This is a genomic window from Rhodanobacter sp. UC4452_H20 (assembly GCF_052978205.1).
In genome coordinates, this window is record NZ_CM129662.1 from 2,201,796 (window position 1) to 2,228,123 (window position 26,328).

At 69.4% G+C, this 26,328-nt stretch carries 23 protein-coding genes; 16 read left to right on the forward strand and 7 right to left on the reverse strand.

Translation table 11 applies throughout. The features are described from left to right. The first annotated feature begins 43 nt into the window (after positions 1 to 43). The 6 genes from ACVCMC_RS10390 (at position 44) to ACVCMC_RS10415 (ending at position 6,700) form a co-directional block, all read left to right on the forward strand. A complete protein-coding gene (locus ACVCMC_RS10390) occupies positions 44 to 1,435 on the forward strand; it encodes an MBL fold metallo-hydrolase (protein WP_447097210.1) in 1,392 nt (463 codons plus the stop codon). A gap of 155 nt (positions 1,436 to 1,590) precedes the next feature. Beyond that, positions 1,591 to 2,979, forward strand: a complete 1,389-nt coding sequence (locus ACVCMC_RS10395; RefSeq protein ID WP_447097211.1) for a hypothetical protein — start codon at positions 1,591 to 1,593, stop codon at positions 2,977 to 2,979. Position 2,980: 1 nt separating this feature from the next. Beyond that, positions 2,981 to 3,544: a hypothetical protein gene (locus ACVCMC_RS10400; RefSeq protein ID WP_447097212.1), complete on the forward strand. Its 564-nt coding sequence runs from the start codon at positions 2,981 to 2,983 to the stop codon at positions 3,542 to 3,544. Positions 3,545 to 3,804: 260 nt separating this feature from the next. Continuing rightward, a complete protein-coding gene (locus tag ACVCMC_RS10405) occupies positions 3,805 to 4,056 on the forward strand; it encodes a hypothetical protein (RefSeq protein WP_395116422.1) in 252 nt (83 codons plus the stop codon). Next, positions 4,053 to 5,012 (forward strand): c-type cytochrome, encoded by a 960-nt coding sequence (locus ACVCMC_RS10410; RefSeq protein WP_447097213.1) that lies wholly within the window; start codon positions 4,053 to 4,055, stop codon positions 5,010 to 5,012. Before ACVCMC_RS10405 ends, ACVCMC_RS10410 begins: the two co-directional genes overlap by 4 nt. Then, entirely contained in the window at positions 5,012 to 6,700 is a 1,689-nt protein-coding gene (locus tag ACVCMC_RS10415) for a cbb3-type cytochrome c oxidase subunit I (RefSeq protein ID WP_447097214.1), read from the forward strand. Before ACVCMC_RS10410 ends, ACVCMC_RS10415 begins: the two co-directional genes overlap by 1 nt. Positions 6,701 to 6,775: 75 nt before the next feature. Here ACVCMC_RS10415 and ACVCMC_RS10420 read toward each other — a convergent pair whose 3' ends face one another. Further along, on the reverse strand, positions 6,776 to 7,339 hold the full coding sequence (locus ACVCMC_RS10420; protein WP_447099486.1) for a cytochrome b: 564 nt from the start codon (positions 7,337 to 7,339) through the stop codon (positions 6,776 to 6,778). Positions 7,340 to 7,610: 271 nt separating this feature from the next. Between ACVCMC_RS10420 and ACVCMC_RS10425 the strand changes: the two genes are divergently transcribed. Next, positions 7,611 to 8,183: an N-acetyltransferase family protein gene (locus ACVCMC_RS10425; RefSeq protein ID WP_447097215.1), complete on the forward strand. Its 573-nt coding sequence runs from the start codon at positions 7,611 to 7,613 to the stop codon at positions 8,181 to 8,183. A gap of 27 nt (positions 8,184 to 8,210) precedes the next feature. Beyond that, positions 8,211 to 9,059, forward strand: coding sequence for a universal stress protein (locus tag ACVCMC_RS10430; protein ID WP_447097216.1), 849 nt, complete (start codon positions 8,211 to 8,213; stop codon positions 9,057 to 9,059). Positions 9,060 to 9,087: 28 nt separating this feature from the next. Here the strand turns inward: ACVCMC_RS10430 and ACVCMC_RS10435 are convergent, their stop codons facing one another. Then, the gene (locus tag ACVCMC_RS10435) at positions 9,088 to 9,753 is read right to left on the reverse strand and encodes a DUF2238 domain-containing protein (RefSeq protein ID WP_447097217.1); all 666 of its coding nucleotides are present in this window, start codon (positions 9,751 to 9,753) and stop codon (positions 9,088 to 9,090) included. Between the two features lie 165 nt (positions 9,754 to 9,918). Between ACVCMC_RS10435 and ACVCMC_RS10440 the strand changes: the two genes are divergently transcribed. The 8 genes from ACVCMC_RS10440 (at position 9,919) to ACVCMC_RS10475 (ending at position 19,504) form a co-directional block, all read left to right on the forward strand. Then, the gene (locus tag ACVCMC_RS10440) at positions 9,919 to 12,201 is read left to right on the forward strand and encodes a nitric-oxide reductase large subunit (protein WP_447097218.1); all 2,283 of its coding nucleotides are present in this window, start codon (positions 9,919 to 9,921) and stop codon (positions 12,199 to 12,201) included. Positions 12,202 to 12,274: 73 nt separating this feature from the next. After that, complete coding sequence (locus ACVCMC_RS10445) at positions 12,275 to 12,679, forward strand: SirB2 family protein (protein WP_447097219.1); 405 nt, start codon at positions 12,275 to 12,277, stop codon at positions 12,677 to 12,679. Beyond that, on the forward strand, positions 12,676 to 14,631 hold the full coding sequence (locus ACVCMC_RS10450; RefSeq protein ID WP_447097220.1) for a pyridoxal phosphate-dependent decarboxylase family protein: 1,956 nt from the start codon (positions 12,676 to 12,678) through the stop codon (positions 14,629 to 14,631). Before ACVCMC_RS10445 ends, ACVCMC_RS10450 begins: the two co-directional genes overlap by 4 nt. Beyond that, positions 14,628 to 15,413: a prephenate dehydrogenase/arogenate dehydrogenase family protein gene (locus tag ACVCMC_RS10455; protein ID WP_447097221.1), complete on the forward strand. Its 786-nt coding sequence runs from the start codon at positions 14,628 to 14,630 to the stop codon at positions 15,411 to 15,413. Before ACVCMC_RS10450 ends, ACVCMC_RS10455 begins: the two co-directional genes overlap by 4 nt. Before the next feature lie 130 nt (positions 15,414 to 15,543). Then, the gene (locus ACVCMC_RS10460) at positions 15,544 to 16,278 is read left to right on the forward strand and encodes a cyclic nucleotide-binding domain-containing protein (RefSeq protein WP_447097222.1); all 735 of its coding nucleotides are present in this window, start codon (positions 15,544 to 15,546) and stop codon (positions 16,276 to 16,278) included. A gap of 138 nt (positions 16,279 to 16,416) precedes the next feature. Further along, positions 16,417 to 17,217 (forward strand): universal stress protein, encoded by an 801-nt coding sequence (locus ACVCMC_RS10465; RefSeq protein ID WP_447097223.1) that lies wholly within the window; start codon positions 16,417 to 16,419, stop codon positions 17,215 to 17,217. Between the two features lie 102 nt (positions 17,218 to 17,319). Next, positions 17,320 to 18,291 (forward strand): bifunctional enoyl-CoA hydratase/phosphate acetyltransferase, encoded by a 972-nt coding sequence (locus ACVCMC_RS10470; protein ID WP_447097224.1) that lies wholly within the window; start codon positions 17,320 to 17,322, stop codon positions 18,289 to 18,291. Between the two features lie 13 nt (positions 18,292 to 18,304). Beyond that, on the forward strand, positions 18,305 to 19,504 hold the full coding sequence (locus tag ACVCMC_RS10475) for an acetate/propionate family kinase (protein ID WP_447097225.1): 1,200 nt from the start codon (positions 18,305 to 18,307) through the stop codon (positions 19,502 to 19,504). Positions 19,505 to 19,524: 20 nt separating this feature from the next. Here ACVCMC_RS10475 and ACVCMC_RS10480 read toward each other — a convergent pair whose 3' ends face one another. From ACVCMC_RS10480 to ACVCMC_RS10500, 5 genes are all read right to left on the reverse strand, one after another. Continuing rightward, positions 19,525 to 20,031, reverse strand: a complete 507-nt coding sequence (locus ACVCMC_RS10480; protein ID WP_447097226.1) for a DnrO protein — start codon at positions 20,029 to 20,031, stop codon at positions 19,525 to 19,527. 83 nt (positions 20,032 to 20,114) lie between these two features. Continuing rightward, on the reverse strand, positions 20,115 to 23,378 hold the full coding sequence (locus tag ACVCMC_RS10485) for an efflux RND transporter permease subunit (RefSeq protein WP_447097227.1): 3,264 nt from the start codon (positions 23,376 to 23,378) through the stop codon (positions 20,115 to 20,117). After that, positions 23,375 to 24,451 carry an efflux RND transporter periplasmic adaptor subunit gene (locus tag ACVCMC_RS10490; protein WP_447097228.1) on the reverse strand — a complete coding sequence of 359 codons (1,077 nt, stop codon included), beginning with the start codon at positions 24,449 to 24,451 and terminating at the stop codon, positions 23,375 to 23,377. The genes ACVCMC_RS10485 and ACVCMC_RS10490 overlap by 4 nt, the downstream gene beginning before the upstream one ends. A 104-nt stretch (positions 24,452 to 24,555) precedes the next feature. Continuing rightward, on the reverse strand, positions 24,556 to 25,845 hold the full coding sequence (locus tag ACVCMC_RS10495; RefSeq protein ID WP_447097229.1) for an NAD(P)/FAD-dependent oxidoreductase: 1,290 nt from the start codon (positions 25,843 to 25,845) through the stop codon (positions 24,556 to 24,558). 94 nt (positions 25,846 to 25,939) lie between these two features. Further along, positions 25,940 to 26,323, reverse strand: a complete 384-nt coding sequence (locus tag ACVCMC_RS10500) for a DUF302 domain-containing protein (RefSeq protein ID WP_395116388.1) — start codon at positions 26,321 to 26,323, stop codon at positions 25,940 to 25,942. Positions 26,324 to 26,328: the final 5 nt, after the last annotated feature.

The window sequence follows — 26,328 nt, forward strand, 5'->3', positions numbered from 1 at the left end:
CCTGCCAGAGTCTGCGCCAGCCGCCCGCACCGTCGAGGAAATCATGCTCATTTACAGCTGCCACGGTGCCGCCAAGCAGGTCACCGGCTCCTGCCACCTGATCACCTGCAACGATCGCCGCGTGCTGATCGACTGCGGCATGTTCCAGGGCAGCGAAGAGGTCGAGCGGGCCAATGCCGAACCGTTCGGCTTCGACCCGGCCAGCATCGACGTGCTGCTGCTGACCCACGCGCACCTGGACCATTGCGGGCGGATTCCGCTGCTGGTGTGCCGGGGCTTTCGCGGCCGCATCGTCACCACCGCCGCCACCCGCGAACTGGCCCGCGTGGTGATGCTGGATGCCGCCGGCCTGCAGGAAGAGGACGCGCGCCGCGCGCAACGCACCAACCGCCGCGGCGAGACGGTGGCGCCACCGCTGTACACCCTGGACGATGCGCTGCACGCGCTGGACTTCTTCGGCGACGACGCCGGCTACGGCGAAACCGTGCAAGTCACCGATGGCATCAGCGCACGCTTTCTCGATGCCGGCCACATCCTCGGCTCGGCCTCGATCCTGCTGCAGATCGACGACGGCGAGCAGCCCCGGCGCATGCTGTTTTCCGGCGACCTCGGCAACCCGGGGCGCCCGCTGCTGCGCGATCCAACGCCTGCCCCACCCGCCGACTACGTGGTGATGGAAAGCACCTACGGCGACCGCCCGCACCGCTCGGTGCCCGATTCGGTGGACGAGATGTACCGTGCCATCCGCGACACGGTGAACCGGCGCGGCAACGTGGTGATCCCCACCTTCGCGCTGGAACGCACCCAGGAAATCCTGTACTACCTGCACCGCGGCATCGCGGCCGGCGCGATCCCGCCGCACGTGCGGGTGTTCCTCGATTCGCCGATGGCGATTTCCGCCACCGAGATCTTCCGCCGCCACCCGGAATGCTTCGACGACGGCTTCCTGGACGAACTGCAACACGGCGACCCGTTCGCCATGCCCGGCCTGCATTTCACCCGCGGTACGGCCGAGTCGATGGCGATCAACAACGTCGACGGCGGCGCGATCATCCTGGCCGGCTCGGGCATGTGCAACGGCGGGCGCGTGCGCCACCATCTCAAGCACAACCTGTGGCGCGAGCGCTGCAGCGTGGTGTTCGTCGGCTATGCCGCGGAAGGCACGCTGGCGCGGCGGATCATCGATGGCGCGCCCAGCGTGCGCGTGTTCAACGAGGAGATTCCGGTGCGTGCCCAGGTGTGGACCATCAACGGTTTCTCCGCCCATGCCGACCAGCCCTCGCTGCTGGCCTGGCTGGGCGACGCGCCGCGGCGCAAGGTGTTGCTGGTGCACGGCGAATACGGCCGCGGCATGCAGGTGATGCGCGATGTGCTCCAAGCGCGCGGCCTTGCCTGCCAGCTGCCGGGGCTGCACGAGCCGATCAAGATCGACTGATGAGCTGACGCTCCATCGGACAACACGCTTCGTGGTTGACGTGCGTCAAATCCGCCAATCCACGCCACCCTAGACTGGTTGTGCCGCGCGAGCGGAGCCGGCTGGCACGTGCTCCGTCGCTCGCTCGGCGCCCACGGCCTCGGGAGCAACGTGTGATGAAACGGACCGCCATCCTGGACTTTCCTGCGCGGCACGACGCCGATGGCGGACGGGTCGCGTCATCGCCCTGCGATCGACCGACGTGCCGGCGCCTGTTCTGCGCGACGCTGCGCAGCGTGCCGCTGTTGCTGCTGAGCGCATGGCTGGCGCTGCTGCCGGCGCAGGACGCCTCCGCGATGCCGGAGTTCGCGCGCCGCTACAACCTCAGCTGCGCCGCCTGCCACTCCGCCTTCCCGCGCCTCAACAAGTTCGGCGAAGTGTTCATCGCGAACAACATGCGCCTGCCGAACTGGATGGAAACCGCCGACCAGCTCGGCGACGACCGCCTCGCGCTGCCCGACCACGTGCCGCTGGCCATCCGCGCCCAGGCCTATGTGCAGGCCCGCCAGGGCAAGGCGATCGACCCGGTCAGCGGCGCGCGCCAGTCCGCGCCGACCGACTTCCAGTCGCCGTACCTGCTCAAGCTGCTGTCCAGCGCGCCGCTGAGCAAGGACATCACCTACTACTTCTACGCCATCATGGCCGAGAAGGGCGGCAACGGCGAGATCGTGGTGGAGGACGCCTGGTTCCGCCACGCCGACATCTTCGGCAGCGGCATCGGCATGATGCTCGGTCAGTTCTCGCTGTCCGACGCGATGTTCCCGCGCGAGATCCGCCTGCCGTTCCAGGACTACATGGTCTACCGCATGGCCGGCATCACCTACGACCGCGGCGTGCAGTTCGACCGTGACGTCGGGCCGTTCGGCATCACCCTGGGCTTCACCAACGGCAACGGCATCACCGACAACTTCAAGATCAACGGCACCGGCTATTCGCGCCCGGACCGGATGTTCGACAACGACAACTCCAAGACCGTCTTTGCCCACGTCGGCACCGACATCGGCCCGGTGGGCGTGGGGCTGTTCGGCGCCAGCGGCAAGCAGCGCGGCGCCACCGGCCCGGCCGCCATGGACAAGAGTCAGCGCAACACCGACAAGCGCGTCGTCGGCGTGGATGCCTCCGGCGACATCGGCGCGCAGGTGCACTGGTACGCGCAATACCTGTGGAACGACTGGCGCGGTTTCCTGGACGTCGATCCGACGCGCCACTATCGCTGGAACGGCGGCTTCGCCGGCCTCGACTGGATACCCAACGACCGCTGGGCCTTCTCGGCGCTGTACAACTACGCTGGCGCCGGCGACTTCGCGCGCAGCAACACCATCTACGAAGGTATCGCCATCAACAGCCTGAGCCTGACCGCCTCCCGTTACTTCATGCGCAACGTCAAGGGCATCGTCGAGCTCAACCTCGACTTCAAGAACAAGACCACACCGACCGGCCCATACTTCACCGGCCACTTGAGCCGCGAGAACTACATCCTGTTCGGCTTCGACACGGCGTTCTGACATGCGCGCCCACTGCCTGCCGAGACGATCACGATGGCACACCGGCGCGGTCGTGCTGCTGTTTGCCGCCGGTGCCGGCGTCCACGCGCAGGCGCTGCAGGTCGGCACGCTGCGCATCGAGTCGACTCCCTCGGCGGCCGAGGTCGAGCTGATCGGCGGAGTGGCCGGCACCACGCCGCTGACCGTCAGCGAACGCGACATCTACCCGAACAACTATCCGGATGCACGCGCCGCGCTCTACGGCACGGTCACGCTGCGCCACGCCGGCTGCGAGCCGCTGCAGCACCGCGTGACACTGGGCGACCTCAAGCAGGATCTGCACCTGCGCCTGGACTGCGTCGCCGCGAAGGCGGCGCCAGTACCGCGCCCGGCACCGGCTGCGACGCCACCGGCGACGCTAGCGCCCGCGTCGCCGCAGGCCCTGCCGCAACGACGCCTGCGCCAGCTGCAGGTGCTGCAGGAGCTGCTGGACGAAGGGCTGATCAGCCCCGCGGAAGAACAGCGCGTGCGACGGCGCATCCTGCAGTCCGGCGTCGGCGGGGACGGCGCGGGGCCGGGCGACTGAAACGCGGAAGCGCAGGGCCGCCATGGCGGCGAAAGCGGGCATGACGACGGGGAGGCCGCCCTCTGCGCCCGTCCACGACCGTGCCGCACACGGCGATGGGTGACGCGGCGGGCAAAGGCCACTTTGCTTGACCTGGATCAGAGGCGCCGCCGGATGCCGTTCCTATAGTCGGCGCGACTGACGCGGATTCCTCGGGGGGAGGGACGCGCGGTGCACGGCGTTTCCCGGCAAGGCTCACTTACAGTCCAGGGGAGAATCGCATGTCGCAGCGGGCTTCGGATCTCGTGCTTTCGGTGCTGGCCTGCGTGGCAGCGTTCTGGTTGTCCTGGCCTTTCTGGCGCGATTTCGAGTATTGGGCCGAATCGCACCTCGCGTGGTGGATCTACTTCGCCGTCGGCTTCGTGCTGGCGGTGTGGGTGTTCTGCATGTTCATCGGCAGCCTGCGCATCCTGTTCCTGCACGACACCCAGGCCACGCCGCCTTCCGTCGACGACAAGGGGAGCCGGCCATGAGCTGCGGATCGGGTGACAGCAGTTGCGAAAAACCGCGGCGCCGCGCCGCGCTGGTTTTGCTGGGCCTCATGGCGCTGATCTTCATCGCCTTGTCGGTGTTCTCCTTCCTGCCCTCGCGCGGGCAGGCCACCCCCGACACGGTGAGCTTCGGCCCGTACCAGGCCAACGACGGCAAGCGCGTGTTCCAGGCCTACAACTGCATGGGCTGCCACACCATGGTCGGCAACGGCGCCTATCTTGGGCCGGACCTCACCGAGGTGTACAAGCACGCCGGACCGGCGTGGCTGGCGGCGTTCCTGCCCTCGGCCGGCGGCTGGCCGACCGAGGCGGCAGTGCGCGCCCAGCTGCTTGATCCGAACCAGCACGCCGGCACCGGCACCGACACCATCGACGCCTACCTGCAGAAGTATCCCGGCGCGGCAGCCCGCATCCAGCGACGCGGCGGCGGCACCACGCTGATGCCGAACCTGCCGCTGAGCAAGGACGAGATCGGCCAGCTGATCGCCTACCTCAAGTACACCTCGGCGATGAACACCGAGGGCTGGCCGCCGAAGGTCGAGGCCGGCACGCTGGATCGCCGCCTGCAGTTGGCGCACGGCACCGTCGCACTGGCGCAGGCCGCGCCCGCCGCGGCGGCGAAGCCGGCAGCGGCCAGCGATCCCGCCGCGCTCGGCGCGCAACTGGTCAAGGACTACGGCTGCGTGGCCTGCCACGCCAGCGACGACAAGCGACTGGTGGGGCCGGGCTGGGGCGGCCTGTACGAATCCAGCGTGAGCCTGGCCGACGGCAGCAAGGTCACCGCCGACGACGCCTACCTGGCCGAGTCGATCCGCCAGCCGAACGCGAAGATCGTGGCCGGTTATCCGCCGGGCGTGATGCCGGCCTACGACACCCTGCTCAAGACCGAAGAAGTCAACGCCATCGTGGCCTACCTCCACACGCTGGAGAAGCAGTGATGCAGACCGAATACCAGACCCAACGCCTGAGCCTGCGCTTTTTCATGCTGATGCTGGTGCTGTTCGTGGTGCAGGTGATCTACGGCATGATCCTGGCCGCGCAGCAGGTCGACCCGACCATCCTGCAAGGCTGGCTCAACTTCAACGTCGCCCGCGCCGAGCATCTCAACCTCGGCATCATGTGGATCGTCTGCGGCTTCATCGGCGCGATCCTGTTCGTGGCGCCACTGCTGGCGAAGCGCGAGCTGGTGGCGCCGTGGCTGGTCAAGTTCCTGTTCTACGCGGTCATCGGCATCGTGATCTGGAACTTTTTCACCCAGTTCCTGGCCGAGCGCGGCATCGCCGGCTGGTGGCTGGGGCAACCGTGGCTGCAGCAGGGGCTGGAGTATCTCGAAGCCGGGCGCATCGCCGGCCTGCTGATCTTGGTCGGCTTCCTGATCCTGGCCTTCGTGGTGCTGCGCACGTTCCCGCGCGTGCGCGAATGGAACGAGGTGCACTGGGGCCTGGGCCTGGGCGTCGGCGCGCTGGCGGTGGTGTGGGTGTTCGGCCTGTTCTACGTGGCGCGGCTGGACCTGCAGGAGTACTTCCGCTGGTTCGTGGTGCATTACTGGGTGGAAGGCGTGTGGGAAGTGATCCACATCAGCCTGATCGGCTACTTCCTGGTGCTGATGTTCAAGGCCGACGTGAAGTCGGTGGGCTTCGCCGTGTTCTGGGGCATCGCGCTGGTGTGGCTGTCCGGGCTGATCGGCAACGCGCACCACTACTTCTGGATCGGCACGCCGGAGTTCTGGCAGTTCTGGGGCTCGCTGTTCAGCGCGCTGGAGCCGCTGCCGCTGGTGTTCTGTTTCTGGCACATCTACCTGGACGCGCACACCAACAGGCGGCCGCTGGAAAACGCGCCGGCGTTCTACTTCCTGCTCGGCTCGACCGTGCTGGAGCTGGTCGGCGCCGGCATCCTCGGCTTCGTGATGACCTTCGCGCTGACCAACGTGTGGTCGCACGGCACCTGGGTCACCGCCGGGCACGCGCACCTGGCGCTGTTCGGCACCTTCGGCATGCTCGGCATCGCCGCGGCGTATTACGCCACGCCGATCCTGCGCAAGGTGCCGCAGTTCGATCCGCGCCTGGGCAAGCTCGGTTTCTGGCTGGTGTTCACCGGCGTGCTGGGCATGGCGTTCGCGTTCGCCATCGGCGGCACGGTGCAGGTCTATGTCTATCGCATCCTGGGGCTGGACTGGTTCGGCGGCGACGTCAACCGCGCCATGGGCACCTACAAGGTCATGCTGCCGCTGTTCGGCCTGGTGCTGAGCACCGGCGCCGGCGTGCTGGCGTACGACCTGTTCACCCTGGGCCGGCGCATGCGTCCGCAGGCTGCCGTCGACGCCGAAACGACCCCGCACCCGGCCACCGGCTGGCGGCGACCACTGACCGGATTCGAAGCCGGCATCTGGCTGCTGCTGATGTGGCTGTTCGGCACGATCATCACGCTCGGCCTGCTCAGCTTCAACCTGCCGCACGTGCGCGTGGCGGGCGACCCCACCCTGCCCTACGTGCTGGCCGGCGTGGGTTATCCGGGCCTGCTGCTGGTCACCCTGCTGTTCGTGTGGCGCTTCATCGCCTCGCTGGAAGCGCGGGCCGGCGCACCGGCCATCTCGCCGCTGCTGCGGGTACTGCCGGCGCAAAGCTGAGTCCGTCACCCGACGGCATGCAGCCGCAAACGAAAGGCCGCCGGCAACCCGGCGGCCTTTCTTCATGCGGCGAGCTTACGAGAGTTGTCGGCCATGCCGCGGCAGCATGCGCCGCAAGGTGTCGTCGCGATTCACGTAGTGGTGGACCAGCGCCGCCGCCGCGTGCAGGCCGACCAGGTAGTAGCCGATCGTGCCGATGGTTTCGTGGATCTCCTTCAGCGAATCGGCAAGTGCCTTGTCCGCACCCACCAGCGCCGGCAGCTGCAGTCCGAAGAACGGGATCGGCTTGCCCGAAGCGCTGAGGGTGAGCCAGCCGAGCAGCGGCATCGCGATCAGGAAGGCGTACAGCGCCAGGTGCATCAGCGCGGCCAGGCGCTCCTGCCACACCGGCGGTGCCGGCCGGATCGGCGGGATCGGGCCCGACACCAGGCGGATCGCCAGCCGCACGAAGACCAGCGCGAGCACGCTCAGGCCCAGCATGAAGTGCCAGGTTTTCAGTCCGTCGCGCAGGTCGCTGCCGCGCGGGTAGAACTCGCGCAGCTCGATGCAGGCGTACACGGCAACGAGCAACAGCAGCATCAGCCAGTGCATGCCGATCGACAGTGAGCCGTAACGGTCGGTGGTGTTTTTCCAGTTCACGGCGATCTCCGCAGGTGGTGTTTCGGCGGCCTCGATCCGGCCCATGCCCGCAGCCTGCGATGAACGGCGTCAGCGTGGTTTGATCCCGGTCAAATGCGCACGAAAAGCGCCACGGCAGCGGCCGATTGCCGCATGTCCGCGCGCCTGTCCAAATTGACCGCGGTCAACTCGGACCCGCACGACCCGGCGTAGAACTGATCCGGCAAGGCTGCGCCGAGTGGCCGTCCATCCGGCACGAATGAGCATCACGTTGCACCATCGGGAACCGCCCATGTCCGAGATCCGTTCCGCCGACCACCACACTGCTTCCGCCACGCCGTTCGGCGCCATCGAAGGCACCCACTGGATCGAGACCCTGAACGACGGCAGCCCGGTGCTGATCCGCCCGCTGCGCCCGGAGGATCGCCAACGCGAAACGGCTTTCATCAAGCGCCTGTCGGAACAGGCTTGCCGCTTCCGCTTCCTGGGCAAATTGAAGGAAGCCAGCCCGGCCCTGCTCGACCAGCTGATGGATGTCGACCAGCGCAGCCGCATGGCCTTCGTCGCGCTCGCCCACGACAACGGCGAACTGCGCATGGTCGGCGTCAGCCGCTACGGCGCCAGCGGCGACGAGAAGCAGTGCGAATGCGCGGTGACCGTGGCCGACGACTGGCGCCAGCGCGGCCTCGCCGTGCTGTTGATGCGGCGCCTGATCGACATCGCGCGCAAGAACGGGTTCCACACCATGTTCTCGATCGATGCCGCGGAGAACGAACCGATGCGCGAACTGGCCGGCTACCTCGGCTTCCAGCGCCGGATCGACCCGGACGACGCCACGCAGGTGATCCACACCCTGGATCTTTGAACGACGCCGAACCCGGGCCGCATCGCCATGACAAGCACCGAACAAATACCGCGCACGACGCGCCCGGGCGACATCCTCGCGCTGGTGACCGCGACCGAGCCGTGGAGCCCGGCTGCCGTCGCCGCCATCGCCATCGCCTTGCGCTGGGAGGCCAACCTGACCGGATGCTTCATCGACCCGGCGCTGCGCAAACCCACCGGCGGCAAAGCCGGCAGCGAGCCCACCGTGCTCGGCCTGCTGCTCGAACCGCGCATCGAATCCGCCGACGAGCACGCCGCCTTCGCAGCCTTTGCACGCCAGTCCGGCTTGCGCAACGCCGACTGGGTCATCGCCCGGACCGACATCGCATCCACCTTGCGCCGGCTCGGCGCACGGCACGACCTGGCGGTGATCGAGCGCGACATGGTGCACGCATCGAGCCTGCTCGACATTCTCGGCGAAGCGATCCTGTCCTGCGGCGTGCCGTGCCTGGTCCTGCCTCCGCAATGGCGGCGGGAGATCCCCTTCGAGCGCATCGTGATCGCCTGCAACGGCAGCACCGAGGCGATCCGCGCAATCCACGCCGCGCTGCCGTTCCTCAAGGTGGCGAAACAGGTGACCCTGGTCGACGGCGACCTGGGCAACGGCGACGATGCGTATCCGCGCTTCGACCCGTTCGTCTACCTGCTGCGTCACGGCATCACGCCCCGGCCCAGCTACGTCCGCGCCTCCTCGGCGATGGCCGGGGAAATCCTGCTGCAGGAAGCCGGCAACATCGACGCCGACCTGCTGGTGATGGGTGCCTACGGCCATTCGCGCATGCGTGAACGCGTGTTCGGCGGCGCCACCCGGCGCGTGCTGGAGGAAGCCACCATCCCGGTGCTGATGCAGCACTAGCCGACGTGCCGCCGCAGCGGCGCAGGCGCTATTGGTTGGCGGATGCAGCGGCCCGCCGGCGGCGATGCTCGCTCACGACCGCCAGCACGACCACGGTGACGACACTGCCCAGCAGGGCGAGGAGCATGTCCTGCTGCGCATCCCACGGATCGCCCTGGGTGCCGAGGTAGGCGACGCCCAGGTCGCCGCCGAACCACACCGCGGCAGCCCATTCGAACAGCTCGAACAAGGCGGAGCTGGCGGTGACCATGCTGACCGGCACGATCCAGCGCCACGCGCCCGGCGACACCGTGCGCGCAGCGACCAGTTCCACCACCGCCGGCGTCAGCAGCAGGCCGTAGGCGAAATGGATGGCACGGTCGAAGGGATTGCGCGACAAGCCCAACGCGTCGTGCAGCGAGAAGCCGGACAGCGCGGCAAACCAGCGATCCCACGGCACTTCGGCATAGGTGTAGTGGGCGCCGATCTCGTGCAGCACGAGGAACACGAACAGCGCCGCGTAGCTGGCATCGGAAAAGCGCAGCCGGCGGAACCCCAGCACCAGCGCCGGCAACGCCAGCATCACCAGCAGGTTCTCCAGCAACCAGTCCTGGCGATAGTGCGGCGCGATGGCAAGCGCTACCGCCACGACCAGGAAGGCGGCCAGCAGCAGCAGCGGAAAACGGGCGTCCTTCGATCCGGGTCGTTCGTTCATTGCTGTGTGCCATCCCTCCGCGTCATGCGTCGTGCCGATGATGCCACGCGCCCGGGCGCCGGCCGCGACAATTCGCGCACGGCGAGCGCTGGACCGCTTGACCTGCATCAAGAGCGATCCGGCAGCCGTCAATGAGCATGCGCGCATCTTTCAGGGAGTCGCGCAATGAGCAGTACTCGAAAACTCTGGCTGGGGTTGGCGGCCTTGCTGATCGCCTCGTTTGGCGTGCTGTTGTGGGTGGGTGACCAGGTGCACCAGTACGCACCGCCACTGCCGCAGGCGGTGGTCACCAGCGGCAACGAGACCCTGTTCACCGGCGACGACATCGAGCTGGGCAAGCAGGTCTGGCAGCGCATCGGCGGCCAGCAGCTGGGCTCGATCTGGGGCCACGGCGCGCTGCTCGCGCCGGACTGGAGCGCCGACTGGCTGCACCGCGAAGGCGTGGCCATGCTGGAATTGCTGGCGCGCGACGAAGGCGCCGGCTCCTACGCCGAACTCGACGCGCCGCAACAGGCCGCACTGCGCTCGCGCGTGCAGCGCGAGCTGCGCACCAACACCTGGGACCCGGCCAAGGGCACCATCTACGTCTCCCCGCTGCGCGCGCAGGCGATGCTGGTGGTCGGCGCGCATTACATGAGCCTGTTCAGCAACGACCCGGCCACCGCCAAGCTGCGCGAAACCTACGCGATGCGCGACAACACCATCGCCGAGCTTGACCAGCGCCGCGCAGTCACCGCGTTCTTCTGGTGGGCCAGCTGGGCCACCGCGGCCGAACGCCCGGGCAGCGCCATCAGCTACACGCAGAACTGGCCGCACGACACGCTGGCCGGCAACACGCCGACCGCGGCCAACTTCATGTGGTCGGTTTTCAGCGTGCTGTTCCTGATCCTCGGCATCGGCCTGCTCGGCTGGCACCACGCGCGCCAGGTGAGCCATGAGCCGCTGCCGCCGATCCCCGCGCGCGATCCGCTCACCGAGTTGAAACCCACGCCGTCGATGAAGGCCACCGCCAAGTATTTCTGGACGGTGATCGGCCTGTTCCTGGTGCAGATCCTGCTCGGCGCCACCACCGCGCACTACCAGGTGGAAGGCCAGCAGGCCTACGGTTTCGCGCTGGCGAATTACCTGCCCTACGCCCTCACCCGCACCTGGCATACCGAACTGGCCGTGCTGTGGATCGCCACCGCGTGGCTGGCCACCGGCCTGTACATCGCGCCGCTGATCTCCGGCCACGAGCCGAAATACCAGCGGCTCGGGGTGAACTTCCTGTGGGTGTGCCTGCTGGTCATCGTGGTCGGCTCGTTTGCCGGCCAGTGGATGGCGGTGATGGACAAGATGGACCTGTCGAAGAACTTCTGGTTCGGCCACCAGGGCTGGGAATACGTCGACCTCGGCCGCTTCTGGCAGATCTTCCTGTTCATCGGCCTGATGCTGTGGCTGTTCCTGGTCGGCCGCGCGCTGTGGCCGGCGATGCGCGGCGGCAAGGAAGGCGCCTCCATCGTGGGCCTGCTGTTTCTCTCCACCGTGGCGATCGGCCTGCTCTACGGCGCCGGCCTGATGTGGGGCGAACACACCCACATCGCGATGGTGGAGTACTGGCGCTGGTGGGTGGTGCACCTGTGGGTGGAAGGCTTCTTCGAGGTGTTCGCCACCGCGGTGATCAGCTACCTGTTCGTGCGCCTCGGCCTGTTGCGCGTGGGCACGGCGACCACCAGCGTGCTGTTCGCCACCATCGTGTTCATGGCCGGCGGCGTGCTGGGCACGCTGCACCACCTGTACTTCAGCGGCACCACCACGGCGGTGATCGCGCTCGGCGCCAGCTTCTCGGCGCTGGAAGTGGTGCCGCTGGCACTGATCGGGCTGGAAGCCTGGGACACCTGGAAGAAGCAGCACGCCGCGCCGTGGATGGCGCGCTACCGCTGGCCGATCATGTTCTTCGTGGCGGTGAGCTTCTGGAACCTGGTCGGCGCCGGCCTGCTCGGTTTCCTGGTCAACACGCCGATCGCGCTGTACTTCATGCAGGGCCTCAACCTCACCGCCGCGCACGGCCACACCGCGCTGTTCGGCGTCTACGGCATGCTCGGCATGGGCCTGATGCTGTTCTGCCTGCGCGGCATCAAGCCGCAGGCCGAATGGCGCGAGGGCTGGCTGAAGGGTTCGTTCTGGACACTCAACCTCGGCCTGGGCCTGATGGCCGTGCTGACCCTGCTGCCGCTGGGCATCCTGCAACTGAAGGCGGTGCTGGAGCACGGCTACTGGTTCGCCCGCTCGGCCGAGTTCATGGACCGTCCGCTGATCCACCTGCTGGTGTGGATGCGCGTGCCCGGCGACACCGTGTTCGCCATCGGCGCCATGCTGATCGCCGGCTTCGTCGCCTCGCTGTGGCTGTGGCCGAAACGACGGGTCGCCGCCACGCCGCTGCCGGACGCAGCGTCCGAGAGCGCATGACCCACATCAGGGCGCGCCACATGGCGCGCCCTGATGCTTGTCCAAGTCCCGAATCACGAATCCCGGCGCCGAAATGATCGAGTTCTACCCCCAGATCAAGGCCGTCCACATCCTCTGCGTGCTGCTCAGCGGCGGCCTGTTCGCGCTGCGCGGGCTGATGGCACAGACGCGGCTGGCCGGCGTGGCGCAGGGCGCGCCGTTGCGCCTGCTCAGCTACACCATCGACACCGTCTTGCTGACCGCCGCGCTGATGCTGGTATCGATCCTGCCCGGTGCGCTGTTCGCCAACGGCTGGCTCACGGTCAAGCTGATCCTGCTGCTTGCCTACGTTGCGCTGGCCATGCTGGCGATGAAGCGCGTGCATGCGCCGCGCGCCCGAATGATCTTCTACGTGGCTGCATTGGCCACCTATACCTGGATGCTCGGCGTCGCGCGCATGCACCACCCGCTGGGCTGGCTGCACGGATGGCTGGCATGAGCGCGGCCCAGCCGTTCAACCACGACGTCTCGCGCGACCACACGCTGGACGCGTGCTTCCTCGGCCCCTACGGCGAGAACGACACGCTGCTGGAGAAGATGCTGGTGGAGTTCCTGCGCGACCACGTGTACTGGCGGCGCAATTTCCACCCCGAAGATCCGCCGGCGATCGGCACCGGCGCCGCGCACCACCCGGACTACCTCGCCTTCGAATCGCGCATGCGCCGCGAGCTGCACCAGCTCTCCGCCGCGCTGAAGAAGTCGGTGCCGTTCCACAGCCCGCGCTACATCGGGCACATGGCCAGCGACCTGCTGCTGCCGGGGCTGGCCGCGCAGATGCTGACGCTGCCGTACAACCCCAACAACGTCAGCGAGGACGCCGCCCCGGTCACCGTCGACATGGAGGTGCAGGCCGGCCTGCAGCTGGCGCGCATGCTCGGCTACCCGCACGATCCGGCGCAGGACGCCTGCGCGTTCGGCCATCTCACCTCCGGCGGCACCCTGGCCAACTACCAGGCGCTGCGCCTGGCGCTGGCGCTGAAGGCATTCCCGGTGGCGCTGCGCGCGGCGCAGGTGCCGGATCTCGACCTGCCGACGGACGACTGGAGCGCCTTCAACCTCACCCAGGCCGACAGCATCGCCTTGCTGACGGCGTGGCAAGCCTGGCTCGCCGCGCAGACGCCGGCCGAACGTTCGCGCTGGCTGCGGCGCGTCGAGCGCGAGCGCATCGAACAGCGCGGCCTGGTCGGCTTCTTCGCCGCGCATGTGCAGCTGAAGGTCCCGCTGGTGCTGGCGCCGGTCACCGCGCACTACTCGTGGAGCAAGGGGCTGAAGCTGCTCGGCCTCGGCCGCGACCAGCTCGAACTGCTGCCCACCGACGGCATGCGGCTGGACGGCGCCGCCTTGTGCGACACGCTGGAACGCTGTGCGCGCGAACGCCAGAGTGTGCTGATGTGCGTGGCCGTGCTCGGCGGCACCGAGTACGGCACCATCGACCCGATCGACGCCGTGCTGGCCGCACGGCAGGCGTCACGCGGGCGCGGGCTGGACTTCGCCGTGCACGTCGACGCCGCCTGGGGCGGCTACCTAGCCACCGTGTTCCGCCACGAGGACGGCTCGTTGCGCGCACGCGATGAAGTGGCCGCCGACTACGTGCAGTTCCCCACGCCGGCAGTGCACGCCGCCTTCGCCGCGCTGGGCGATACCGACTCGGCCACCGTCGACCCGCACAAGCTCGGCTACCTGCCCTACGGCTCGGGTGCCTTCGTCTGCCGCGACCACCGCGCGATGGCGCTGCTGGCCGAGCGCGCGGATTACGTATTCCACGGCGGCACGCCGAAGGATTACCTGGCGCGTTACCGCAGCCTCGGCCAGTTCATCCCGGAAGGTTCCAAATCCGGCGCCGCGGCGGCCGCGGTGTACGTGACGCACAAGGTGCTGCCGCTGGACCATGCCCACTTCGGCGCCCTGCCGCGTGCCACCGTGCGCGCCGCCGAGACCTTCCACGCGCGTGCGCAGCGCTTCGCGCTGGAGCTGGCCGACGGCGTGCACGCGCTGGTGCCGTTCGCGCCGGACAGCAACCTGGTCTGCCTCGCGCTCAACCCGCGCGGCAACACGTCGGTGGCGACGGCCAACTCCTTCGTGCGCGCGCTGCACGACGAACTGCGCTGCGATCCGCGCCAGCCACTGCAGACCAAGGAGTTCTTCGGCTCGGTGACCAGCCTGCGCGCGGACATGCTCGGCACGGCGCAGACCGCGCGCATCTTCGCCGCACTCGGGCTGGACCCGGCCAGCTTCGTGGCCGACGACGACCGCCTGCTGATCCTGCGCCATACGCTGATGAACCCGTTCCTGATCGACCACGAGAACGGCATCAGCTACATCGACCGCTATTTCGATTTCCTCGGCCGGCGCGTGCGCCGCCTGCTGGCGACGACGGTCGCGCCGCCGTGAGCGCCGCGCTGCCGCGCGTGGCCGTGCTCGGCTACGGCCGCTTCGGCAAGGCCTTCGTCGAACTGCTGCTGCAGGCCGGCCATCCGGTGCAGGTGTTCGACCCGCAGGCGACGGTGCCGGCGGAGCTGGCGGCGCCCTCGCTGGTCGCCGCAACTGCCGACGCCAGCTGGATCGTGCTGGCCATGCCGGTGCCGCAGCTGCGCGCCGCGCTGCTGGCATTGCGCCCGTTGCTGCACGCCGGGCAGACCGTGTTTGACGTGGGCAGCGTCAAGCTGCATCCCTGCGCGCTGATGGACGAGCTGCTCGGCATGGACATCCCGCACCTCGGCACGCATCCCCTGTTCGGTCCGATCAGCCTGGCCCGTGGCGACCACCCGCGCCGCGTGGTGCTGTGCCCCGCCGCGGCGCACCCGCAAGCTGCCGCGCGCGCCGGCGAACTGTTCCGCGCGCTGGACTGCGAGGTCATCGTGCAGGACCCGGCAAGCCACGACCGCGCCATGGCCGGCACGCACGCCCTGGCGTTCTTCATCGCCAAGGGGCTGATCGACATGGGCGTGGACGAGGCCATGCCGATGGCGCCGCCGTCGTTCCAGGGCCTGCAGCGCATGCTGGAGGCGGTGCGCGGCGATGCCGGCCACCTGTTCGGCGCGATCCAGCGCGAAAATCCGTACGCCGCCGAAGCGCGCGAAAGCCTGCTGCGCGAACTGGAGCGCATCCACCGGCAGCTGCTGGTCGACGCGGACGACGGCATGGCGATCGCGGCGCGGCCCGAATGCGAATGAGGGCGATGCGCCCGCCCGACGGCAGAAGGGTTAATCTGAGCCACCCGTCGATGGACGCACGGCAGGTTCGATCCTGCTGCCACGTGTGCCGGCGGATGAGCCATTGAAGGCAGCGAGGGCGTCGAACGGCATGACATCAGATCTCGATCTTGACGAGCTCAGGCGCAACTGCGGCTACTGCGCGATCCACGATTTCCAGCTGCCGGTGGGACTCAGCGCGGGCGACCTGCACACGCTCAACGCCTCCGCGCACGACATGCTGCCGCTCGATCGCGGGCAGACGCTGTTCCCGCAGGGGCGCAAGTTCAGCGCGTTGTACGTGGTGCGTGCCGGCGCGCTTAAGACCTTCGTGGAAGGTTCCGAAGGCGACGTGCAGATCCTCGGTTTCCACCTGCCCGGCGACATCATGGGCATCGGCGGCCTCATCAACGAGCACTACCCGTGCACCGCCCAGACGCTGGAACGCTCCAGCGTGTGCGAACTACGCTACGCCCAGTTGCAGGAGGCCACCGCCAACCTGCCGGCGCTGAACCACCAGCTGATGCGGGTGATCAGCGGCGCGCTGGTCAACGAGCAGAGCCACCTGGTGCTGATGGGCAAGCAGCAGGCGCAGCGGCGGCTGGCGTTCTTCATCCGGCGCATGTCCGACCGCTATGCGCGCCTGTCGCGCGACCCGCTGGCGCTGATCCTGCCGATGTCGCGCGAGGACATCGCCAACTATCTCGGGCTGGCGCTGGAGACGGTCAGCCGGCTGTTCGGCAAGATGGAATCGGCCGGCATCCTCTCGGTGAATCGCAAGTCGGTGCAGATCCTGCGCCGCGACCTGCTCGACGAACTTTGCGGCGGCGACATCGACATGGCGTAGGCCGTCGGGTCCCGCGGCGCGCCGCCGGCCCGGTCACGCCGCTTTCGTGCCGGGGTTTGACCACGGTCAAAACCGCGCGGCGCCATCGGCCAGAGCATGCCAGCGTGCCCGGCCATCACGGCCGGTGCGGGAGAGATCGTGCTGGACATCATCGTCAACGTCGGCGGGACCTCGGACAACCCGTCGTGGCCGGGTGCGGCGCTGGCGCTGGCCAAGCGCCAAAGCGCCTTCGTCACCGGGCTGCAGGTGGTCGCGGTGTGCCCTTCGCTGATGGCGATACCGGACGTGATCGACGTGCTGGCCGCCGAGGAACAGGCGGCGCTGGCCCGACGCGACTGGTGGCTGCAGCAGTGCCGAAGCGCGGGCGTCGAGGGCGAATGGGAGGTGATGCGCGGCATCTCCGGGCAGGCGCTGGGCAAGCGCTCGCGGCTGGCCGATTTCATGATCGGCGAACTGAAGGTCAGCGATCCGGATGCCGCGCCCGGTGTCGACGATGTCACGCGCGCGCTGTTCGCCCGCGCCTCGCCGATGCTGCTGATGCCCGACATCGGCGGCGACACGCTGCAGGCCCGGCGCATCGTCATCGCATGGAACGGCTCCGGCGAAGCCGCGCAGGCGGTGAAGGCTGCGCTGCCGCTGCTGGCACAGGCGTCCGTCGTGCGGGTGCTCGATGGCGAGCGTGGCGGCCTGCCCGGCATCAGTCCGCCGCCGCTGCCGCTGCGCGGCTGGTTCGCGCGCCACGGCATCGAGGCCCAATGGCAGCCGTTCCCGGCCGAACACGACGAAGGCCCCGCGCTGCTGGCCGCCGCCCGGGCATTCGATGCCGACCTGCTGGTGATGGGCGCCTGGGGCCGCTCGCGCCTCAGCGAGCTGGCGATGGGCGGCGTCACGCGCTGGATGCTCAGGAACGCGAGCCTGCCGCTGTTTCTCGCGCACTGAATCGCCGGTCCAGGCCGGTTTGCGCGCGCCGCGCCTCTTCAGCTAGCGTCCATGCATCGGTGCCGCAAGCCGATCGTCGACGCCAAAACCCAGGGACACACCATGAGCCGCAGCCAGCCTGCCAGCACCGTTCATGCGCCGTCGGCGCAACCCGTGCTGCGCGGGGTCGAACGCCTGATTGCCCACGTGCAGGCGATGGAGCCGGTGCGCATGGCGGTCGTCCATCCCTGCGACGCACTCAGCCTCGCCGGCGCGATCGACGCGCGCGATGCCGGCATCATCCGGCCGGTGCTGGTCGCCCCGCGCGCCAGGCTGCAGGCCGCTGCCGCGGCAGCCGGGATCGACCTGGACGGCATCCAGTGCATCGACGTGCCGCACAGCCACGCCGCCGCGGCCGAAGCCGCGGCGATGGCCTGCCGCGGCGAGGTGGATGCGCTGATGAAAGGCAGCCTGCATTCGGACGAACTGATGGCCGCGATCGTTCCGACCGCCGCCGGGCTGCGCACCAAGCGGCGCATCACCCACTGCTTCGTGATGGAGACGGCCGCCTATCCGCGCCCGTTCATCATCACCGACGCGGCCATCAACATCGCGCCGACGCTGGAGGACAAGGCCGACATCGTGCGCAACGCGATCGACCTCGCCCACGTCCTCGGCGTGGCCGAGCCGAAGGTGGCGATCCTGGCCGCCGTGGAAACCGTCAACCCGCGCATGCCGTCCACGCTGGATGCGGCGGCGCTGTGCAAGATGGCCGACCGCGGCCAGATCACCGGTGGCCTGCTGGACGGGCCGCTGGCGTTCGACAACGCGGTCTCGCCCGAATCCGCGCGCGTCAAGGGCATCGTCTCAGCCGTGGCCGGGCAGGCCGACATTCTGGTGGTGCCCGATCTGGAAAGCGGCAACATGCTGGCCAAGCAGCTGGAATACATGGGCCATGCCGACAGCGCCGGCATCGTGCTGGGCGCGCGCGTGCCGATAGTGCTCACCAGCCGCTCCGATTCGCGCCGCTCGCGGCTCGCCTCGTGCGCCATCGCGCTGCTGCTGGCGCACCACTACCGCACCAGCCCGCCTTGATCCGACCGCGACCATGACGCCCCTGATCCTGGTCCTCAACTGCGGCTCGTCGAGCATCAAGTTCGCGCTGTTCGACGCGGCCGCCGTGCCGCTGCCGCGCAAGCCGGTGTGGAACGGCAAGGTGCAGGGCATCGGTGGCCCGACGCCCGACTTCGGCGAAACCGGGGTCGCGCCGTTCGCGATTGCGCTCGACCCGGCACAGCCCTGCCGCGCGGCGCTGACGCTGATCCTGCAGCGCGTGCGCGCGCGGCTGGACGGCCGACGCCTCGCCGCGGTCGCGCATCGCGTGGTGCACGGCGGCAGCCGCTACTTCGAGCCCACGCGGATCGATGCCGGCGTGCTGGCCGACCTGGCGGGCTACGTGCCGCTGGCGCCGCTGCACCAGCCGTTCGCGCTGGAGGCGATCGAGATCCTGCTGCGCGAGTCGCCCGAGCTGCCGCAGGTTGCCTGTTTCGACACCGGCTTCCATCACACCATGCCGACGGTCGAGCAGATCCTGCCGCTGCCGTGGGATGCCTGGCAGCGAGGCCTGCGCCGCTACGGTTTCCACGGCCTGTCGTATGCGTTCATGGCGACCGCGCTGGCCGAACGCCACGGCGAGGCCGCACGCGGGCGCACCATCGTCGCGCACCTGGGCAGCGGCGCCAGCCTGTGCGCGATGCGCAACCTCCGGAGCGTCGCCACCACGATGGGATTTTCCGCGCTCGACGGCTTGATGATGGGCACGCGCACCGGCGCACTCGACCCCGGCGCGCTGCTGTACCTGATGGAGATCGAGAAGCTCTCGCTCGAAGAGGTGGGCCACCTGCTCTACCACCGCAGCGGCCTGCTCGGCGTCTCCGGCGTGTCGTCCGAACCGCGCGTGATCGTGCAGCACGAAGGCGACGCGGGCGAGCCCGGCGAACGCGCACGCCTGGCGCTCGCACTCTACGTGCGCCGCATCGTCCGCGAGATCGGCGCGCTGGCGGCGGTGCTGGGCGGACTCGACCTGCTGGTGTTCACCGCCGGCGTGGGCGAGCACAACGCCTTCGTGCGCGAACGCGTGTGCCGCGATCTCGCCTTCCTCGGCGTCGCGCTGGACGAGGACCGCAACACCGCGCACGCGCCGATCGTCTCCGCCGACGGCAGTCGCGTGATCGTCGGCGTCGAGCCGACCAACGAGGAATGGATCGCCGCGCGCGATGCCGCCGCGGCGCTGGGCGGCATCGGCTGATCACGGGCGCGGCGCGATGTTCAGGGCTCGTCGTGCATCACGTGTTCGGCCGGCACCGGCTTGTCCCAGCCGGGATCGTCGAAGTACTGCGGGTAATGCGCGATCGCCGCGCGCATGTCGGCCACCGCGGACACCTTCGCCGGGTCGGCCTTCAGCGCCTGCGCGGCCGTGAGCAATGGCACCAGGATGCCGTGCAGCGCGGCATCGGGCTCGGCCGACAGCTTGCAGTTGGCAAACATGTAGGTCACCGCGCTCTCCACCTCGGTGGCGCGATCGACCGCCATCGGCGCGCTCATGTGGCCCATCTCGTAGTGGGCCAGCTCGGCCACCGCGGTGTGCGCGCGGCGCATGCCCGCGCGCAGCGGGGCATCCGGTGTCCAGCGCTGCGCCGGCACCTGCGTGGCGGCGCTGGCGGCGTGTGCCGCGTGGCTGTCGTGCTCGGCGTGGGCGTGTTGCAGACCGGCCTGCGCCGCAGTGGCAAGGCCGAGCGCACAGGCGCTGGCGAGAAGAATGCGTACAGCTTTCATGCGGATATCTCCGGCTTGGCGGCGCGGACGCCGCGGACACATGCATGCTAGCGCCCGGCGCCCGCACTCCGGCCTGACCGGGGTCAAGCCGGCGGCGCCTGCGACAATCGGCCATCCGGCCCGGCGCGCCGCTGCAGCCAGGCGTAGTACAGCAGCGGGATCACCAGCAGGGTCAGCGCGGTGGAGACCAGGATGCCGAAGATCAGCGACACCGCCAGGCCCTGGAAGATCGGATCGTCGAGGATGAAGAAGCCGCCGATCATCGCCGCCAGGCCGGTCAGCACGATCGGCTTGGCGCGCACCGCCGCGGCGTCGATCACCGCATCGCGCAACGGTTGGCCGGCGGCCAGCGCGTGGTTGATGAAGTCGATCAGCAGGATCGAGTTGCGCACGATGATGCCGGCCAGCGCGATCATGCCGATCATCGAGGTGGCGGTGTACTGCGCGCCCAGCAGGGCATGCCCGGGCATCACGCCGATCACGGTCAGCGGGATCGGCGCCATGATGATCAGCGGCACCAGGTAGCTCTTGAACTGGCCGACCACCAGCAGGTAGATCAGCAGCAGGCCCGCCGAATAGGCCAGGCCCATGTCGCGGAACGTCTCGTAGGTGATCTGCCATTCGCCGTCCCACTTCACCGCGGCATCGGTGGTATCGGTCGGCTGCGCGATGAAGTGCTGCTGCAGCAGTTGCCCCGCCACCTTGTCGTGGCCGAGCTTGCCGACCAGCGAGAACATGCCGTACAGCGGACTGTCGGTGCTGCCGGCGTCGTCGCCAGTGACGGTGGCATAGGGCAGCAGATCCTTGTGCCAGATCGCCTGCTCGCGCTGCGCCGGTTGCACGCGGACCACCTCGGAGAGGGGCACCAACGCACCGCCGGCCGCACGCACGCGCAGCGCCAGCAACTGCTCCATCGACGCCTGGTCGCCCGCGCCCAGGCGCAGGCGGATCGGCACCGCGTACTTCGCGTGGCCGTCCATCAGCCAGCTGGCGTCGTCGCCGGACAAGGCGGTGCGCAGCGCCTGCGCGATGCTTGCCTGATCCAGCCCCAGCCGCGCCGCGCGGGCGCGATCGACCACCAGCACGTCGCGCGGCGCCTGCGCTTCCACGCTGGTGTCGACGTCGACGATGTCCGGGTTGGCCTTGAAATCCTGTTCCAGCCCCAGCGCCACCTTGCGCACGGTGGCGTAGTCCGGGCCGTAGACCTCGGCCACGATCGGCGCCAACACCGGCGGCCCCGGCGGCACCTCGACCACCTTCACCGAGGCGCCGTAGCGCGCGCCGATCTGCGCCAGCGCCGGGCGCACGGCCAGCGCGATGGCGTGGCTCTGCCGCGAGCGCTCGTGCTTGTCGACCAGGTTCACCTGCAGGTCGCCCACGATCGGGCCGCTGCGCAGGTAGTACTGGCGCACCAGCCCGTTGAAGGTGATCGGCGACGCGGTGCCGGCATAGCCCTGCCAGTCCTTCACCTCGGGCAGCTTGGCCACCGCCTGCGCCAGCTCGCCGAGCAAACGGTTGGTGCGCTCCAGCGTGCTGCCCTCGGGCATGTCCACCACCACCTGGAACTCGGACTTGTTGTCGAACGGCAGCATCTTCAGCACCACCGCCTTGACCACCACCAGGCCCACCGCCCCCAGCACCAGTGCGCCCATCGCGGCGAACAGCAGGTGCCGTCGGCGCGGCGCGCGGGGGCCATCGAGGAAGGGCAGCATCAGCCGTCGGAACGTGCGGTGCAGGCGGCTGTCATTCGCACTGTCGGCGTTCCCCGGCGCGGCTTCGGCGTGGCTGTGGTGGCCGAGCAGTTTCAGCGCCAGCCACGGCGTGACCACCAGCGCGACGGCCAGCGACAGCAGCATGCCGGCCGAGGCGTTGATCGGGATCGGCCGCATGTACGGCCCCATCAGGCCGGACACGAAGGCCATCGGCAGCAGCGCGGCGATCACCGTGAAGGTGGCCAGGATGGTCGGCCCGCCGACCTCGCCGACCGCCTCGGGGATCGCCTCGCGCAAGGTGCGTCCGCCCCGAGTCGTCTCCGATCCGGCCATGTGCCGGTGGATGTTCTCCACCACCACGATGGCGTCGTCGACCAGGATGCCGATCGAGAAGATCAGCGCGAACAGCGAGACGCGGTTGATGGTGAAGCCCATCGCCCACGAGGCGAACAAGGTCAGCGCCAGGGTGACGATCACCGCGCTGCCGACCACCACCGCCGCGCGCCAGCTCAACGCCAGCAGCACCAGCAGCACCACCGACAAGGTGGCGAAGATCAGCTTGTGGATCAGCTTGTCCGCCTTGTCGGTGGCGGTCTGGCCGTAGTCGCGGGTGACCACCACGTGCACGTCGGCGGGAATCGCCACGTTGCGCAGCGCGGCCAGCCGCTGGCGGATCGCGCCGGTGATGTCGGCGGCGTTGGTGCCGGGCTTCTTCGCCACCGCGATGGTCACGGCCGGCGCGTGGCCGGTGGCCGGCCCGGCCCGGCCCGCCGGCGCGCCGAACCAGGCGTAGCTGTCGGGCAGGTCCGCGCCCGGACGAACCGTGGCCACGTCGGAGAGGAACACCGGCTGGCCGTTCTTCAGGCCGATCACCAGCTGCGACACCTCCGCCGCGTCGGCGAGGAAACGCCCGGCGGTCACCGGCACATCGCGGTCGCCGCTCACCCGGTCGCCGGCCTGGGTCACCGCGTTGGCCGCCTTCAAGGCGTTCGACAGGTCGCCCGCGGTCATGCCGTAGGCAGCCAGTTTCGCCGCGTCCAGCTGCACCACCACCGCGCGGGTCGGCGCGCCGATGGTGTAGACGTCGCGCGTGCCGGGCACGCGCTTCAATTCGGTCTCCAGAGCATGCGCCACCTCGGCCAGTTGCACCGGGCCTTGTGCGGGGTCGTCGCTCCACAGCGTGAGCGCCATCACCGGCACGTCGTCGATGCCCATCGGCCGCACCAGCGGCGGGCCGATGCCGAGGCCGGGCGGCACGAAGCCCTGGTTCTGGAACACCTGGTTGTACAGCCGCACGATCGCGGCCTGCCGCGGCACGCCGACCTGGAACTCCACCGTCATCACTGCCATGCCGGGCCGGCTCACCGAATAGACGTGCTTGACGCCCTCGATCTCGGCGAGCTTCTGCTCCAGCGGGAACGCCACCAGGTTCTCCACGTCGCGCACGTCGGCGCCGGGAAACGGTACCATCACGTTGGCCATGGTCACGTCGATCTGCGGCTCCTCCTCGCGCGGCGTGATCATCACCGCGACCAGGCCCAGCAGCAGCGCCGCGATCGCCAGGATCGGGGTCAGCGGCGAATCCTGGAACGCGCGCGCGATGCGGCCGGAGAAGCCGAGCCGAGGCCCGCTCACGGCGCGTCCCCGCGTCGCTGCGCGACCAGCCAGCGCGCCGCCGCGGCCGGATCGGTGGCGACGCGCTCGCCGTCGTCCAGCCCGGCCAGCACCTCCACGCGATCGCCGTGGCGATGGCCCAGGCGCAACTGGCGCAGCGTCACGTCATGCGCGCCCAGCACGTACGCGCCGACCAGCTCGCCACGTTGCACCAGCGCGCTCATCGGCAGCAGCAATCGCTTCGCCTCGCCACTGGCGAAGGCGACCTTCACCGTCATGCCCGGCACCAGGCCGGCACCGTCGCCGGGCAGTTCCAGTCGCACGCGGAAGCTGTGCGTCTGCGGGTCGGCATAGGGAAACACGGTGAGCTTGCCGGCCGCCACGCGGCGGCCGTCGTCGAGCACCACCTCGGCGGCGTGGTAGCGGCGGATCGCGGCGATCGCGCTCTGCGGCACCTGCACGCCGACCCGCAGATCCTGCAGCGAGGCCAGCGCAATCAGCGGCTGCGGCGCCGGCGGGCCCGACTGCACCGCCTCACCCACCTGCACGTAGCGGCGGGTGACGATGCCGTCGTACGGCGCGCGCAGCACCGTGTAATCGAGCTGCTGGCCGACCTGGCTGGACTGCGCGCGGGCCGACTGCAGCGCCGCCAGCGCGGCGTCGCGACGGGCACGCTCGGCGTCGAGCTGCGCCTTGGAAACGAAGCCTTTCTCGAATATCCCGGCGAAGCGCCGGTAGGACGTATCCGCCTCGGTATACGCCGCCTGCGCCGCGGCGATCTGCGCCTGCGCGGCGCGCCCTGCGGACTTCTGCTCGACGTCGCTGAAACGCACCAGCACGTCGCCCTTGCGCACGGCATCGCCGACGTCATGCGGCAACTCGACCACCCGCGCATTGGTCTGCGCCGAGATCACCGCCTCGTGCACCGCCTCGACCACGCCATCCCAGGCCTGCTCGTCGTGCGCCGTTTCGAGGTGCACGGTCAGCGCGGCCAGCGGCGGCGGTGCCGTGGCAGCCGGCGGCGCCGGCGTGCGCCCGCACGCGGCCAGCGCGGCCAGCGCGAGCGCAAGCATGGCCGGGCGCAGCGCGCGCATCACGACGCGACCTCGCAACGCGGGTCGGCGTGGGCGCGCGCGACACGCCAGGCGGGATGGCGGGTTTGCATCGCGTGCTTCCGTCAGCGGTTCGCGGGGAGTACTCATTCGCCGCCCGTGCCGGGCCGGATGCGCGCGATGCCCAGCGCCTTCATCACGTACTTCTCGTAGACCGGCGTGGTGTTGCCGGTGCGGATCTTGTGCATGAAGTATTTCTCGAATGCCACCTTGGCCAGATGTACCCACTTGCCCTCCTTCGCCCAGGTCAGGTTGCGCGGCGGGATCTGCGGCAGTGCCACGAACGCCGCGCCGCTGTCGCCCATGTCGGCCAGGCACACCGCGTTCCAGGTCGCTTCCGCCGTGGCCGGCCGGTGCTCGATGTCCGCCTTGATGTTCTCGGTCAGGGTGCTGACCATCGACTCGATCATGAAACCGGTCTTCGGCGCGCCGGTGGGCACCGGGGTGGCCTCCACCGGCGGGATCGCCACGCACACGCCGGCGGAGAACACGTTGCGGAAGGTGGGGTTGCGCTGGTGCTTGTCGATCAGCACGAAGCCACGCGGATTGACCAGGCCCTCGATGCCACGCACGGCGGCGACGCCGGTGAAGGCGGGGATCACCATCGCGTAGCGGAACGCGAGCGCGTGCTGCTCCTGCGCCTGGCCATGCGCGTCGGCTTCGGTGACGTGCATGCTGCCATCCTCGACCTTGTCGATCCGCGCATTGCAGATCCATTTGATGTGGCGCTGGCGCAACTGGCGCTCCAGCAGCCCGCGGGAATCGCCGATCCCGCCCAGGCCCATGTGGCCGATGTACGGCTCGCTGGTGACGAAGGTCATCGGCACGCGGTCGCGCAACTTGCGCCGGCGCAGGTCGGTGTCGAGGATCAGCGCGAACTCGTAGGCCGGGCCGAAACAGCTGGCGCCCTGCGCCGCGCCGACCACCACCGGTCCGGGGTTCTCCAGGAACTGCCGGTACGCCTGCCACGCGGCGGTCGCGTGCGGCGTGGTGCAGACCGACTGCGTGTAGCCGTCGACCGGGCCCAGCCCGGGGATCTCGTCGAACGCCAGCCGCGGGCCGGTGGTGACGACGAGGTAGTCGTACTTCAGTTCGCGGCCGTCAGCCAGCACCACGAGGTTGTCGGCCGGGCGCACCGCGCTGGCCGGCGAATCGATGAAGGCGATGTCGTGCCGTGCCATCGCCGCGGCCGCGTCGAGCTGCACGTCGGCCGGTTGCCGCCAGCCGATGCCCACCCACGGGTTGGATGGCGTGAAGGAGAACAGGCGCCCTTCGCCGACCACGGTGACGCGGTGGGCATCGCCCAGTGCAGCCTTGATCTCATAGGCGGCACTGGTGCCGCCCAGGCCCGACCCCAGGATGACGACGTCGCTCATGGTGACTAACTCCTGCATTGAAGGTGCCGACAGCGTGCGCCGGCGGCACCGCAACGGATTTGAGCCTGGTCAATTCGAGGCCGCCTCGCCGGCGCTACGCCGCCTCGGCGATGACGTCCACCAGGGTCTGCTCCACTTCGCGCGCGATCGCCGCCAGCGCGGGATCGGCGGAGAGCATGCCGAGCATCGGCGTCGGCCGGATCATGCCGATCCAGGTCTTGCCCTCCTCCGTGTAGACCGACACCCGGCACGGCAGCGCCATGTTCAGCCGCAGGTCGTTGGCCAGCACGCGGCCGGCCTGGCGCGGGTTGCACACCTCGAACACCTTGCACTCGTGGCCGAACTCCACGCCCTTGCCGCGCAAGGTGCCGCCCAGGTCGTGCACGTGCAGCACGCCGAAGCCGTGCGCGGCGACGGCGGTGGCCAGATCCGCCGCGGCCTGCTCGAAGCCCTTGGATGTCTCGACGATGTGGTACATGGCGT

What these genes read in the sequence shown, in the direction of transcription:
- ACVCMC_RS10415 (WP_447097214.1), top strand. Translation starts at nt 5,012, where the DNA reads ATGCAGACCGAATACCAGACCCAACGCCTGAGCCTGCGCTTTTTCATG.
- ACVCMC_RS10405 (WP_395116422.1), top strand. Translation starts at nt 3,805, where the DNA reads ATGTCGCAGCGGGCTTCGGATCTCGTGCTTTCGGTGCTGGCCTGCGTG.
- ACVCMC_RS10410 (WP_447097213.1), top strand. Translation starts at nt 4,053, where the DNA reads ATGAGCTGCGGATCGGGTGACAGCAGTTGCGAAAAACCGCGGCGCCGC.
- ACVCMC_RS10425 (WP_447097215.1), top strand. Translation starts at nt 7,611, where the DNA reads ATGTCCGAGATCCGTTCCGCCGACCACCACACTGCTTCCGCCACGCCG.
- ACVCMC_RS10435 (WP_447097217.1), bottom strand. Translation starts at nt 9,753, where the DNA reads ATGAACGAACGACCCGGATCGAAGGACGCCCGTTTTCCGCTGCTGCTG.
- ACVCMC_RS10395 (WP_447097211.1), top strand. Translation starts at nt 1,591, where the DNA reads ATGAAACGGACCGCCATCCTGGACTTTCCTGCGCGGCACGACGCCGAT.
- ACVCMC_RS10495 (WP_447097229.1), bottom strand. Translation starts at nt 25,845, where the DNA reads ATGAGCGACGTCGTCATCCTGGGGTCGGGCCTGGGCGGCACCAGTGCC.
- ACVCMC_RS10480 (WP_447097226.1), bottom strand. Translation starts at nt 20,031, where the DNA reads ATGAAAGCTGTACGCATTCTTCTCGCCAGCGCCTGTGCGCTCGGCCTT.
- ACVCMC_RS10430 (WP_447097216.1), top strand. Translation starts at nt 8,211, where the DNA reads ATGACAAGCACCGAACAAATACCGCGCACGACGCGCCCGGGCGACATC.
- ACVCMC_RS10475 (WP_447097225.1), top strand. Translation starts at nt 18,305, where the DNA reads ATGACGCCCCTGATCCTGGTCCTCAACTGCGGCTCGTCGAGCATCAAG.
- ACVCMC_RS10445 (WP_447097219.1), top strand. Translation starts at nt 12,275, where the DNA reads ATGATCGAGTTCTACCCCCAGATCAAGGCCGTCCACATCCTCTGCGTG.
- ACVCMC_RS10440 (WP_447097218.1), top strand. Translation starts at nt 9,919, where the DNA reads ATGAGCAGTACTCGAAAACTCTGGCTGGGGTTGGCGGCCTTGCTGATC.
- ACVCMC_RS10490 (WP_447097228.1), bottom strand. Translation starts at nt 24,451, where the DNA reads ATGCGCGCGCTGCGCCCGGCCATGCTTGCGCTCGCGCTGGCCGCGCTG.
- ACVCMC_RS10450 (WP_447097220.1), top strand. Translation starts at nt 12,676, where the DNA reads ATGAGCGCGGCCCAGCCGTTCAACCACGACGTCTCGCGCGACCACACG.
- ACVCMC_RS10460 (WP_447097222.1), top strand. Translation starts at nt 15,544, where the DNA reads ATGACATCAGATCTCGATCTTGACGAGCTCAGGCGCAACTGCGGCTAC.
- ACVCMC_RS10500 (WP_395116388.1), bottom strand. Translation starts at nt 26,323, where the DNA reads ATGTACCACATCGTCGAGACATCCAAGGGCTTCGAGCAGGCCGCGGCG.
- ACVCMC_RS10390 (WP_447097210.1), top strand. Translation starts at nt 44, where the DNA reads ATGCTCATTTACAGCTGCCACGGTGCCGCCAAGCAGGTCACCGGCTCC.
- ACVCMC_RS10400 (WP_447097212.1), top strand. Translation starts at nt 2,981, where the DNA reads ATGCGCGCCCACTGCCTGCCGAGACGATCACGATGGCACACCGGCGCG.
- ACVCMC_RS10470 (WP_447097224.1), top strand. Translation starts at nt 17,320, where the DNA reads ATGAGCCGCAGCCAGCCTGCCAGCACCGTTCATGCGCCGTCGGCGCAA.